This is a genomic window from Sorangium sp. So ce394, from assembly GCF_051474665.1.
GTDB lineage: Bacteria > Myxococcota_A > Polyangia > Polyangiales > Polyangiaceae > Sorangium > Sorangium cellulosum_D.
On the sequence record NZ_CP150339.1, the window covers coordinates 7850714 to 7863591 of the forward strand.

Annotated in this window: 8 protein-coding genes; 6 read left to right on the plus strand and 2 right to left on the minus strand. The window is 74.6% G+C overall.

From position 1 onward, the window contains the following. Positions 1–124 precede the first annotated feature (124 nt). On the plus strand, positions 125–406 hold the full coding sequence (locus WMF33_RS28670; protein WP_061625631.1) for a pyrimidine/purine nucleoside phosphorylase: 282 nt from the start codon (positions 125–127) through the stop codon (positions 404–406). A gap of 302 nt (positions 407–708) precedes the next feature. On the opposite strand, the gene WMF33_RS28675 is transcribed toward WMF33_RS28670, so the two are convergent. Together WMF33_RS28675 and WMF33_RS28680 are read right to left on the minus strand one after the other, a co-directional pair. Then, positions 709–4572, minus strand: a complete 3864-nt coding sequence (locus tag WMF33_RS28675; RefSeq protein ID WP_437331609.1) for a serine/threonine-protein kinase — start codon at positions 4570–4572, stop codon at positions 709–711. A gap of 45 nt (positions 4573–4617) precedes the next feature. Further along, on the minus strand, positions 4618–4761 hold the full coding sequence (locus WMF33_RS28680; RefSeq protein WP_437331610.1) for a hypothetical protein: 144 nt from the start codon (positions 4759–4761) through the stop codon (positions 4618–4620). 386 nt (positions 4762–5147) lie between these two features. Between WMF33_RS28680 and WMF33_RS28685 the strand changes: the two genes are divergently transcribed. The 5 genes from WMF33_RS28685 to WMF33_RS28705 all read left to right on the plus strand — a co-directional run bounded on the left by WMF33_RS28685 (position 5148) and on the right by WMF33_RS28705 (position 12817). Then, positions 5148–6038, plus strand: a complete 891-nt coding sequence (locus WMF33_RS28685; RefSeq protein WP_437331611.1) for a serine/threonine-protein kinase — start codon at positions 5148–5150, stop codon at positions 6036–6038. 940 nt (positions 6039–6978) lie between these two features. After that, the gene (locus WMF33_RS28690) at positions 6979–8127 is read left to right on the plus strand and encodes a CgeB family protein (RefSeq protein ID WP_437331612.1); all 1149 of its coding nucleotides are present in this window, start codon (positions 6979–6981) and stop codon (positions 8125–8127) included. A gap of 94 nt (positions 8128–8221) precedes the next feature. Next, positions 8222–9391, plus strand: a complete 1170-nt coding sequence (gene rlmN, locus WMF33_RS28695; protein ID WP_437331613.1) for a 23S rRNA (adenine(2503)-C(2))-methyltransferase RlmN — start codon at positions 8222–8224, stop codon at positions 9389–9391. A gap of 113 nt (positions 9392–9504) precedes the next feature. Next, the gene (locus WMF33_RS28700; protein WP_437331614.1) at positions 9505–10905 is read left to right on the plus strand and encodes an acetyl-CoA carboxylase biotin carboxylase subunit; all 1401 of its coding nucleotides are present in this window, start codon (positions 9505–9507) and stop codon (positions 10903–10905) included. A gap of 136 nt (positions 10906–11041) precedes the next feature. Further along, positions 11042–12817, plus strand: a complete 1776-nt coding sequence (locus WMF33_RS28705) for a phospho-sugar mutase (RefSeq protein ID WP_437331615.1) — start codon at positions 11042–11044, stop codon at positions 12815–12817. Positions 12818–12878 lie beyond the last annotated feature (61 nt).

Genomic DNA, 12878 nt, shown 5'->3' on the forward strand with positions numbered 1-12878 from the left:
CGCCGCCGGGGCCGCCCGGCGCGCCCAGACGGCCGGCTCCCGGCGGCGGCTCGCGGCCGCGGCCGCGCGGCGACCGGGAGCGTCGAGGCTGGCCTCTCGGCGCGGGACGCGGTAGGAGGGCGCCATGCTCAAGCACAACAGCTACTTCAACGGCAGCGTCCAGAGCGTCGGGTTCGAGCGCCACGGACGCCGGCAGACGGTGGGAGTCATCGACGCTGGCGAGTTCCATTTCTCGACCGAGGCGCCGGAGCGGATGACCGTCGTCGCGGGCGAGCTCGCCGTCCGCTTCGACGGCTCTCAGGAATGGCGCGTGTACCCGGCGGGGACGTCGTTCGAGGTGGCCGGCAAGAGCGGCTTCGACGTCAAGGCCGCGCAGCCCACCGGGTATCTCTGCGAGTTCCTCTGAGCCGGGCGCCCGCCGGCGCCGCGTAGCGAAGGCGGCTGTCCCAAGACCCGACGGGACGCAGACCCCGAGCGACAGCAGAGAAGAGAGAAGGAACCACAGAGGCACAGAGGGCACAGAGGAGAGAGAAGAGAGGAGATAAGATTTCTCTCTGTTCTCTGCCCTCTGTGCCCTCTGTGCCTCCGTGTTCAAATTCTCCTCCATCACGGAGCCAGGCGCGACCCTGGCCGTGCGTCCCCGGGGCCGGGCGGCCCGGCAACACCGCCTCTCCCGCTGGAGCGAGGCGACGCGGCGCTATCGCCGGCCTACGCCCCCAGCCACCTGCGCTCGATCTCCAGCGTGGCCGCGTTGTCCGGCACGTTGCCCAGGAACCTCGCCCGCCACGCCGGATCCCCGATCTTCCTCGCCCGATCGAGCAAGCGCTCCCGCGCCGACGCGATCGCCATCATCGCCTCCCGCCGGTGACCGCACGCCGAGAGCGCCTCGGCGTGCGCGAGCCGCACCAGCGACTCGCCCACCTCGGCGCCCACCGACTCGAGCAGGCAGAACGCCTCGGTCGTCGCCGCGAGCGCGTCCACCGCCTGCCCCGCGTCGAGCAGCGCCCGCCCGAGCACCGCGTACGCGAACGCGCGCAGCGGCGGCGCGCCGTAGAGGATCGCCACCGCGGCGCGCGCCTCGCGCTCCGCACCGCCGAGATCGCCCGTCTGGAGCAGGATCCTCGCGAGGCACGTCCGCGCGGCGCCCTCCCGGCGCGCGTCGCCGAGGCCCTGCGACGTCGCGATCGCCTCCTCCGCCGTCCGCCGCGCCTCCTCGACGAGGTCGAGCCGCGCCAGCACCGGGCCGAGGCCGAGGAGCGCCCCGAGCCGCGCGTCCGACAGCCCCATCCGCTCCGCGTCCGCGAGCGACGCGCGCAGCGCCGCCTCGGCGCCCTCGAAATCGCCGAGCTCCGCGTAGCAGGAGCCGAGGTTGTTCCGCGCCCAGCAGGCGTTGCGCCGATCGCCGGCCTGCTCGAACGCCGCGAGCGCCCCCTCGAAGCCCGCGAAGCTGGCGCCCGGATCGCCGCCCGCCATCGCCCGGTACGCGCGCGCCTCGTGGAGCCGCGCCAGCACCTCGACCTCCAGATCGGTCTCCTCGGCGTCCTGCTCGATCGCGTCGAGCAGCTCGTCCGCGAGCTGATACCGCCCGCCGAAGAGGAGGCGCCCGGCGCCCGCGCACAGGCACACGCTGCGCGCCGTCCGCGCCGAGCGCCGCGGCTCCGTGGTCTGCGCGACGCGCAAGAGGCGCTCGACCTGGTCGTGGTTGCCGCGCTTCGAGGCCGCGAGGATCATCTGCGTGAGCGCAGAGAACCACGGCGCCGACCCGGGCGAGAGCCGCTCCAGCGCCTCCATCCCCCGCCGCTCCGCCAGCGCGAACTCGCCGCGCCAGAGGTGCGCCTCGGCCTGGCAGAGCCGCAGCGCCCCCGCCGTCGCCTTCGACGCGCCGCGCGCGATGCCGCGCTCCACCCGCTCGATCACCGCGCCGAGATCGCTGCCGAGCAGCGCCTGCTCGGCGGCGCGCAGGGTCGCCGTCGCCGCCCGCGCCGGCTCGCCGCCGCGCTCGAAGTGCTCGGCCAGCGCCATCGCGTCCGCCGCCCCCGTCCGCTCCAGCCACTCGCCGGCGAGCCGGTGGCCGAGGCGGCGATCGTGATCGGTCAGCATCCCGTAGGCCGCCTCGCGCACGAGCGCGTGCCGGAACCGGTACTCGATCACCTCCGGCGCGCCCTCCACCGAGCGCCGGACGATGAGCTCCCGCGCCTCGAGCTCGGTCAGCAGCCGGTCGACCTCCGCGCGGCCCACCAGCGCGGCGACCCCGTTCCGCGAGAAGCTCTCGCCGAAGATCGCCCCGGCGCGCAGCGCCCGCCGCGCGCCGACGTCCAGCGCGTCGAGCTCGGCCTGCACCATCGAGAGCACCGTCTCCGGCAGGTCCGCGCCCTTGCCCGCCGCCGCGGCGCGGATCTGCTCCTCGAGGTAGAAGGCGTTGCCGTCCGCGCGCTCGACGAGCGTCGCCACGAGCGCCGGGCTCTCGCGCTCGCCGAGCACCTGGCGCACGAGCCGCTCGCTCGACCGGCGCGAGATCCCCGCGAGGCGGAGCTTGTGCCCGCGCCGCTCGTCCCACAGCTTCGGGAAGAGCTCGTGCACCTCCGGGCGGCCGAGCGCCATCACCATGAACGGCCGGTCCTTCAGGTTCCGGAGCGCGGCGTCGACCATCGTGATCGTGGGCAGGTCGCCCCAGTGCAGGTCCTCGAGCACGAGCAGGACCGGGTGCACCGCGCACTCGGCGCGCAGGAAGTCCTCCCAGGCGAGGCGCAGCTGGTCGCCCATGAGCATCGGGTTCCGCCGCGCCGCCCGGAGCTGGACGTCGTCGTCCGGGAACGGCGCGCCGACGAGCTCGCCGAGGAACGTCGCCACGCGCGCCGCGTCGAGCGACGCGTGCCGCTCGACCCGCGCCCGCACCTTGCGCCGCCGCTCCTCGACGGCGTCGGTCTCGGAGAGGCCCATCGCCCGCCGGAGGGCGTGCGCGAGCAGGCCGAACGACGAGCCGGCGCTCATCGGGTCCACCTGCCCGAGCCACACCTCGACCGGCTCGCCGTCCTCCCGGATCGCGCGGACGAGCTCGTGGCGGAGCCGCGATTTGCCGATGCCCGCCGGCCCGGTGACGAGCACGACGCTCGGGGTCGACTCCTCGACGCACCGGGCGAGCTCGTCCCGGATGAGCGACAGCTCGCGCTCGCGCCCGACGCACGACGTGGCCTTGCCGAGCAGGAGCGGCACCTCGTCCGGCCCCTCGCGCGCGCCGTGGAGCCACTGGCCGGCCTCGTCCGTGGTGATCTCGAAGCGCGCTCCGAGCAGCCCCGCCGTCACCTCGTCGATGCGGATCGCCGCCGCGCGGGACGGGGCGCGGCGCTCGGGGAGCAGCTGGACGACGCGATCGATGAGGTCGCCGATCGGCATGCGCGAGGCGATCTCGGCCCTGCCCGTGACGACGGCGACCGGCGCGCCGCCGAGCAGCGCCTGCACGGCGAGCGCGCAGCGGGCCGCCCGGGCCGCGAGGTCGGTCGTCGCGCCGGCGCCGGAGAGCACGAGGAGCGGCAGCCGCGCCTCGACGAGCTCGAGCTGGCCCCGGTAGCGCGCCGCCGTGGCCGAGAGCGCCTGCGCGCGCGCCTGCTCGTCGACCTCGGGGAGCGCCGCCTCGGCGGCGGCCGGGGCGCGGCCGTCGCGCGCGAGCACGAGGCACATCACCTTGCGCTCGCCGGTCGTGAGCTCCGGCGGGCGGATGGAGCTGGCCGGCGGGCGGACCGAGATCGCCGCGGGATCCATGAGCGCGGCGAGCTCGGCGGCGACCGCGTTGCCGTCGCTCGGCCGCCCCTCGGGCGACTTCGACAGCATGCGCGTGACGAGCTCGTCGAGCGCCTCGGGCACGTCCTCGCGGAGCCACCGGAGCGACGGCGGCTCCTCGAGGAGCACCTTGACGAGCACCGCGAGCCCGCGCGCGCCGCGGAACGGGGCGCGCCCCGAGATGCACTTGTAGAGCACGCAGCCGAGCGCGAAGACGTCGGCGCGCGCGTCGACCTGGGCCTCGCCGCGGGCCTGCTCCGGCGCCATGTAGCCGGGGGTGCCGAGGATGGCGCCGGGCATGGTGAGCTGCTGATCGATGCCGGACATCCGGACCACGCCGAAGTCGATGAGCGTGATGCGGTCGATCGCGCCGCCGACGAGGAGCAGGTTGCTCGGCTTCAGATCGCGGTGGACGACGCCGAGCCGGTGCACGGACCCGAGGGTGGTCGCGACGCGCCGGGCGAGCTTGAGGCTCTCGTCCAGCGTGAACGCCTGCCGGGCGAGGCGCTGCGAGAGGGTCTCGCCGGTGAGCCACTCCATGGCGAGGTAGGGGTGGCCGAGGTCGGTGACGCCGTGGGCGATGTACCGCACCACCCCCGGCACGCGCAGCGTGGCGAGCGCCTGCGCCTCGCGCGAGAGGCGGCTCGAGTCCTGGGTGGCGGCGTTCTGGAGGACCTTGAGGGCGACCGTCTCGCCGGTCGTGAGGTCGTACGCGCGGAAGACGTGGCCCATGCCGCCGGCGCCCGCGAGCTCCACGATCTCGAACCGGCCGTCGATGACGTTTCCCGCTCGCATTGCCCCTGCCGCCGCTCCCCGCGGACCGTCCGTCCTGTGTGGGAGCTACGCGAAGTTCACGAGAATGGCCAGCGGTTCGGGGGTGGTGGCCAGTCGCCGGAGCCGCGCGCCGCGAGGCCCCGGCTCCTCGATGCAATCACCGCCGATTACCGCGCTCCAGCGCGCATCGTCGCCAGAGAGCGCGGCCACGGGCAACTCTACGGCGTAACTCCACGGCGCAGCGACGCGCCCGCGCGCCCCCTGCCTGGCGCCCCGCCCCGCCGCGCCCGGCCGCGCCCCGCCCCGCCGCGACGGCACGCCCGGCCGGCGGCGCTCGCCTCCCCCCTCGCCTACACCACGACACTTTACACCACGACACTTTTTCGTCCAGGCGACCTCGAGCGCAGCGGCCCGGCGACGAGGCCGCCCGATGCGGCGTGGCAGGTGTAGGCGCGGCCTCCTTTTCACCCCGCGACGCGCGCGGCGCTTCCTCTGTCGCGCCCGCGTGATAAATGAGCTTGTCTGGGGACTGGGGGGAGGCGACCGGAACGCGCTGGACCCCCTTTGTCAAGCGAAGGAGGCCGCTCTTGTCAATCGTGCCCGGAACCGTACTGCTCCAGCGCTACCGCGTGGTGCGTCATCTCCGCCGCGAAGGCCTCGGTGAAGTGTTCAGCGCCGAGGACGCGAGCGCTGGCCGCCGCGTCGCGGTGAAGGTGCTCGGCGAGCCTCCGGTGCGGCTGGACCCGGGGGGCGTGCTCAGCGCGCCGGAGCGCATGCCCCTGGAGGAGGCCCAGGCGCGCTTCCGGCGCGAGGCGGCGGCGTGCCAGCGGCTGCGGGGCCCGCACACGCTGCCGTCGATCGACGGCGGCAAGGACCCGGAGCACGGCCCCCTCCTCGTCTTCGAGCTGCGGGAGGGCGAGCTCCTCAGCGACCGCCTCGCCCGGCTGGGGCCGATCCCGTTCGCCGCCCTGCACCCGCTGGTCGAGCAGCTCTGGCTGGCGATCGCCGAGCTGCACGAGATTGGCATCATCCACCGCGACATCAGCTCCACGAACGTGCTCCTCGACCGAGGCCCGGACGGCGAGCGGCTGACGCTGCTCGATCTCGGCTCGTGCAAGCTCCCGCCCGCGTTCGACGACGAGGTGGTGAGCTTGCCGGGCCGGTGTCTCGGCGATTTCAGGTTCGCGCCGCCGGAGCAGCTCGCGAAGGGCAAGACGGTGGATCACCGGGCCGACCTCTATGCGGCCATGACGGTGGTCTTTCAGGCGCTCACGGGCGAGCTCCCCTACGCCGCGCGCAACCTGATGATGCTCGCCGACCTGAAGACGAGGACGCCGCCGCGCCGCCTCGGCAACCTCATGCCGCCGCCGGTCGACAAGCATGTCGAGGTGTTCGTGAACCGGGGTCTCGCCCACAGCCCAGACCGCCGCTTCGCCAACATCGCCGAGGTGATCGACGGCTGGCGGGGGCTGCGCCCCGCCAGCTGAACGTCGCGGCGGCATCCGCGCCGCGCCCCGCCGCTCCAGGCTGGACGACCCCGCAGGCGATCGCGCCGCGCTCCGCGGCAACGCCCTCTCCGAGCAGGAAGGCGGCCCGCGGCGCCGTGCGCCTCCCGCCTTCCCGCTCCCCTGACGAATTCTCCGCGCGCCCCTCCGCGCCTCACGGCACCGGCTGAGCCCGCCGCTCCGACGGCGCGCCGATCGGACGGCGCCCCCCTGCGCGTCCGCGCTCCGCCGCGCCTTCATCGAGACCGGCAGCGCAGAGGTCCGTCGCCCCGCGGCCCGCGGCGGCGCGCTCATCGGGCCGCGCCGGCTCCGGCGACGTCTCACGCGCTGCCGCGGCGTTCCCGTGCGGGAGCGCCCGCCATCGCTCCGTTCGACCAGCAGCCGCGGGTGACCATTACGATAGCGGCCCCGGTTTTCTCATCATCTCTTCGAATCTGCCCTTCGCCGCACAGGCCGGTTGCCTCGCCGCGGCCGCGGCCGCGGCTACGCGACGCGCGCTCGCCGCGGGTGCTTTGCGCGATCCAGCCGCTTTATCCCTCAGCACGTTACGATTCTGCGCCGTTCATCGTCTCGAGATCAGTCCGGGCCTTATCGCCTGAGGTCCTGACGGGGAATACGCCTCTTCGGACGAGAAACCGCATCTCGCAGGATTGCAGAGCGTGAGCACGCATGTTAATCCGGGGTTCGCTCGCTCGTCGCCGCGCCCGCTCGCGCGGCGCCAGGGCAACCGGATCGACGTGCAGCTCTCGTTACCGAACCGGGCGGCGCGGCCTAGCCTCGTCCAGCCCGGCGTGTCCGCCTGCCTGGCTGCGCCCGTGAGGCCGGTTCCGGCCTCACGGGCGTCGCCGCGGTGTGTCTCGAGACCGGCCACTCCGGGCCGGCACGTCGTCTGGGATCTCTCAACCCTCGCCGCCACCACGTTATGACGACACCTACCTACCGCTATGTCTTCCTGGGACTCTCCATCACGTCTTCGTGGGGCAACGGCCACGCCACGACGTACAGAGCGCTCCTCCGGGCGCTCGCGGCGCGCGGCCACCACGTGCTCTTTCTGGAGCGGAACCTCTCCATCTACGATCAGCACCGCGACCTGCCCAACCCGCCTTACGGCGCGATCGAGCAGTACTCGAGCATTACCGAGCTCCGCGATCGATTCTCACGCGCGGTGCGCGAAGCCGATCTCGTGGTGGTCGGCTCCTTCGTCCCGGAAGGGGCGACCGTCGGGGCGTGGATCACCGAGGAGGCCCGCGGCAAGGCCGCGTTCTACGATCTCGACACACCGGTCACGCTGGGCCGGCTCGCGCACGGGGACCACGCGTACCTCACGCCGGCGCTGATCCCGCGGTACGACCTCTACCTGTCGGCGACGGGCGGCCCGACGCTGGAGCGGCTGGAGCGCAGCCACGGCGCGGTGCGCGCGCGGGCGCTCTACTGCGCGGCCGACACCGACGTGTATTACCCGCAGCCGACGCCGATGCGCTGGGATCTCGGCTACCTCGGCACGTACAGCGACGACCGGCAGGCGGCGGTCGAGCGGCTCCTGCTGGAGCCCGCGCGGCGGATGCGCCGCGGGCGCTTCGCGGTGGCGGGCGCGCAGTACCCGGCGTCGCTCGCGTGGCCCGAGAACGTCACCCGGACGGAGCACCTGCCGCCGGACGAGCACCGCATCTTCTACAACGCCCAGCGCTTCACGCTGAACCTGACCCGCCGGGCGATGGTCGAGTCCGGGTGGTCGCCGAGCGCGCGCCTGTTCGAGGCGGCCGCGTGCGGGACCCCGGTCCTGAGCGACACCTGGCCCGGGATCGAGACGTTCTTCCAGCCCGGCGAGGAGATCCTCCTCGTCCGCACGCCGGAGGACGTGCTCCGGAAGCTCCGGGAGATGAAGGAGGACAAGCGCCTCACCGTGGGCCAGCGGGCGCGGCAGCGCGTGTTCGCCGAGCACACGGCGATGCACCGGGCCGAGGCGCTCGAGCGCTACACCCGCGAGGCGCTCGAGGCGGCGAGCCGGACGCGGGCGCGCCGCGACCGCGACGGGCAGCTCGCGGCGGCGCACGCCGAGACGCAGAGCTGACCTGAGGCCGGCGCGGGTGCCCGCGCTCGGCGCTGGCGGCCGCGCTCGCGCCCGTGCCCTTGCCGCTCGGGGCGGCGCGCAGTACGCCACGGAGGTGCGCCCCACCCCGCTTCACCCCGTCGCTCGCCTGCCCGAGGAGTGGTCGGCCTCGCTGGCCGCCCGCGGAGAGCGGTCGTTCACGGCGAAGCAGGTCTTCCACTGGATCCACCGCCGCGGCGTCCTCGATCCGGCGGCGATGACGAACCTCCCGGCGCGGCTGCGCGAGCACCTCGCCGCGGAGGGGCTCGGCGAGGTGATGACGCCCGAGCGGGTCCACCGCTCCGAGGACGGCACGCGCAAGCTGCTCCTGCGCCTGCGCGACGGCGCGACGATCGAGACGGTCCTGCTCCCGTCGGTGTCGGGGCCCGGCTCGCAGGCGCAGCTCGACGCCGACGCGGCGGCGGCGGCCGACGACGACGAGGACGACGACGCGGAGGCGGAGGCCGGCGCGGCGCCGCGCGTCCGCGTCACCCAGTGCATCTCCACGCAGGTCGGCTGCGCGATGGGGTGCGGGTTCTGCGCGAGCGGCGTGGCGGGGCTCAAGCGCCACCTCGGCGCCGAGGAGATCGCGGGCCAGGTGCTGCTCGGGCGCGCGATGCTCGAGGAGGGCGAGGACCTCCGCAACGTCGTCTACATGGGCATGGGCGAGCCGCTCCACAACTACGAGAACACCGCGCGCTCGCTGCGCCTGCTCACGCACCCGGAGGGGATCAACCTCTCGACGCGGCGGGTGACGGTGAGCACGTCGGGCCTGGTCCCGGAGATCGCGCGGCTCGGCGCGGATTTCGGCGGGCAGATCGCGCTGGCGATCTCGCTGCACGCCGCGGACGACGAGACCCGCTCGGCGCTGATGCCGATCAACCGCAAGTACCCGCTCGACGAGCTGCTCGCGGCGCTGCGCGCCTACCCGCTGCCGCGGCGCCGGCGCATCACCATCGAGTACACGCTCGTCGCCGGGCAGAACGACGACCCGGCCGAGGCGCGCCGGCTGGCGAAGCTCCTGCGCGGGCTCCCGGTGAAGATCAACCTCATCCCGATGAACCCGATCGAGGCCTCCTCGCTGGGCCCGCCGGCCCAGGAGCGCGTGGCCGCGTTCCAGGAGGTGCTCACCCAGGCGGGGTACTCGTGCTTCGTGCGCCGCCGACGCGGCGACGACGTCTCGGCGGCCTGCGGCCAGCTCGTGCTGCTCGGGGCCAAGCCGAAGGTGCGGCGCGCGCTCGGCTGAGGGCGCGCGCTCGCCAGGCGCCGCCGTACGACGCCGTCGGGCGGCGCACCGGGGGAGCATCGCCCGCCGCGAGCGCCTTGACGCCCCGCCGCGCGGGGGCGTAGCTGTCGGCCGTGTTGAAGAAGATCCTCGTCGCCAACCGTGGAGAGATCGCCTGCCGCGTCCTCCGGACCTGCAAACGGCTCGGGATCGCGACGGTCGCCGTGTACTCGGACGCGGACGCGGGCGCGCCGCACGTCGCCATGGCCGACGAGGCGGTGCGCATCGGGCCGCCGCCGGTCAAGGACAGCTACCTGGTCATCCACGCGATCGTCGAGGCGGCCCGCGCGACGGGCGCCGACGGCATCCACCCCGGCTACGGGCTGCTCAGCGAGAACGAGGCGTTCGCCGCGGCGGTCCTCGACGCCGGCGTCGCGTTCATCGGCCCGCCGCCGGCGGTGCTCCACGTCTTCGGCGACAAGATCCTCGCGCGCGAGCAGGCGCGCGGCGCCGACGTGTTCCCGCCGCCGGGCACGGGCGGCCCGGTCGACCCGGCCGATCTCGAGTCCGCCCAGCGCGCCGCCGAGAGCATCGGCTTCCCGCTGCTGGTCAAGGCCGCGGGCGGCGGCGGCGGCATCGGCATGCAGATCGTCGCCGAGCCCGGCAAGCTCGCCCGCGCCCTCACCGCGTGCTCGGATCGCGGCCGCTCCGCGTTCGGCGACCCGCGCGTGTACATGGAGCGGTACATCGAGCGCCCGCGCCACATCGAGGTGCAGGTGCTCTGCGACGGGAAGGGCGGCGCGGTCGCGCTCGGCGAGCGCGAGTGCAGCGCGCAGCGCCGGCACCAGAAGATCGTCGAGGAGACGCCGTCGCCCGCCGCCTTCTTCGAGGGGGAGGCGGGCGAGGCCCGGCGGCGGTCGCTCCACGAGAGCGCCCTCCGGGTCGTGACCAGCGCCGGCTACGTCGGCGCCGGCACTGTCGAGTTCGTCGCGGCGGAGAGCGGCGAGCTCTTCTTCCTCGAGGTCAACGCGCGGCTCCAGGTCGAGCACTGCGTCACCGAGATGTGCACCGGGCTCGACCTCGTCGAGCACCAGATCCGCATCGCCTCGGGCGAGCCGCTCGCGCCGGAGGTCCGGGACCACGCGTACCGCGGCCACGCGATCGAGGCGCGGCTCTACGCCGAGGATCCGGCGAAGAAGTTCGCGCCCCAGCCCGGCCGCATCGCCGCGCTCCGCTGGCCGGCCGCGGGCGACGACCTGCGGATCGAGACCGGCGTCGCCGAGGGGCTCGAGGTGACGCCGTTCTACGATCCGCTGCTCGCCAAGATCGTCGCCCACGGGCCGACGCGCGGCGACGCGATCGCCCGCCTCGACCGGGCGCTCGCCGAGACGACGATCGAGCTCGCCGGCCCGTCGGGCCCCGCCGCGACGAACCTCGCGTTCCTCCGCCAGATCCTGGCGGACGCCGACTTCCGCGGTGGGCAGTACGACACGCGCTTCGCCGAGGCGCTCGCCGCCGGCAAGAAGGCCGGATAGCGCCGGCCCGGGCGGACCAGGCGCGCGCGGTGGGAGGGGCGGGCGAGGCGCCGCGCCCGCGCGCCGGCATGGCGCCGCGCGCCGAATCGCGCTCGCCTGATGCACACCTCGGCCGGCTTGAATTAAAGATGATGTCGTGAGCCACGACTTCGTCCTCGAGCCCGCCGAGCGCTGGCTTGCCCACGACCCCGATCCGGAGACCCAGAGCGAGCTGCGCCAGCTCATCGCCGCGGCCAGGGCGGGCGAGGAAGGCGTCCGCGCCGAGCTCGCCGAGCGCTTCGCCGGCCCCCTGGAGTTCGGCACCGCCGGCATCCGGGGCGTCCTCGGCGCCGGCGAGAGCCGGATGAACCGCGCCGTCATCCTGCGGACGACCGCCGGGCTCGCCCGGTATCTCCTCGCCACCCTCGGCGACAAGGCGCGGAGCGCCGGCGTGGTCGTCGGCTACGACGCCCGCCGGAGGAGCCGCGAGTTCGCCGAGGACACCGCCTGCGCCCTCGCCGCCGCGGGCATCCCGAGCCACCTCTCGCCCGTCCCCTGCCCCACCCCGATCGCCGCGTTCGCGGTCGGCCACCTCGGCGCGGCCGCCGGCGTGATGGTGACCGCGAGCCACAACCCGCCCGAGTACAACGGCTACAAGGTCTACTGGGACAACGCCGCACAGATCATCCCACCGCACGACACCGGCATCGCGACGGCGATCGACGCCGCGCCGCCGGCGGATCAGGTCCCGCGCATGCCCCTCGACGAGGCGCGGCAGAAGGGCCTCGTGCGCGACTTCCCCGAGGAGCTCGAGGAGCGCTACCTCCGCGCGATCCTCGGCGCCTCGGCGCGGGGCGACGGCGATCGCGGCCTGCGCATCGTCTACACGCCGCTGCACGGGGTGGGCGACCGCCTCGTCCGCGAGGCGCTCGGGCGGGCGGGCTTCACGCGCGTGACGAGCGTGCCCGAGCAGGCCGAGCCGGACGGCGCGTTCCCCACGGTCGCGTTCCCGAACCCCGAAGAGAAGGGCGCCATGGACCTGGCGTTCGCCCTCGCGAGGCGGGAGGGCGCCGATCTCGTCCTCGCCAACGATCCGGACGTCGACCGGCTCGCCGTGGCGGTGCGGCGCCCGGACGGCGAGCTCGTGCAGCTGACGGGCAACCAGGTCGGCGTGCTGCTCGGCCATTACCTGCTCACCGAGGAGGGCGCCGGCGCCGCGAGCGAGCGCCGCCTCGTGCTGGCCTCGTGCGTCTCGACCCCGCTGCTCGGCGTGATCGCCGCGTCGCTCGGGGTGCACTACGAGGAGACGCTGACCGGGTTCAAGTGGATCGCCAACCGGGCGATGGACATCGAGCGCTCGACCGGCGCCCGCTTCGTGTTCGGCTTCGAGGAGGCGCTCGGCTACACGATCGGCTCGACGGTGCGCGACAAGGACGGCATCAGCGCCGCGGTGGCGCTCGCCGAGCTCGCGGCGGCGCGCAAGGCCGAGGGCAGGACGCTGCTCGACGAGCTCGAGGCGATCCACCGCAAGCACGGCCTCTACGTGAGCGGGCAGCGCTCCTACACGCTGCGCGGCGTCGACGGGGTCGAGAAGATCGCCGCGATCATGGCCGCGCTCCGGAAGAGCCCGCCGGCCGAGATCGGCGGCGTCCCCGTGGCGGCGTGGCGCGATTTCGAGGCGCGCACGCGCACCTCGAGCGACGGCCAGGCCGAGCCGCTCGTCCTGCCGCCGAGCAACGTGCTCGTGTACGAGCTCGACGGCGGCAGCCGGATCATCGCGCGCCCGAGCGGCACCGAGCCGAAGATCAAGTTCTACTTCGACGTGCGCGAGGAGGTCGCCGCCAGCGAGCCGCTGGCGGACGCCGAGGCCCGCGCCGCGGCGCGGCTCGACGCGCTGGCGAGGGCGTTCTCGGCCCTCGCCGGCGTCGGCTGACGGGAACCGTCAGCCGCCTGGGTTTGCGGACGGACGGCCCCCGTCAGCCGCCGGGGCTTGC

Coding starts and splice junctions, on each gene's coding strand:
- WMF33_RS28670 (WP_061625631.1), top strand. CDS start 125: ATGCTCAAGCACAACAGCTACTTCAACGGCAGCGTCCAGAGCGTCGGG.
- WMF33_RS28675 (WP_437331609.1), bottom strand. CDS start 4,572: ATGCGAGCGGGAAACGTCATCGACGGCCGGTTCGAGATCGTGGAGCTC.
- WMF33_RS28690 (WP_437331612.1), top strand. CDS start 6,979: ATGACGACACCTACCTACCGCTATGTCTTCCTGGGACTCTCCATCACG.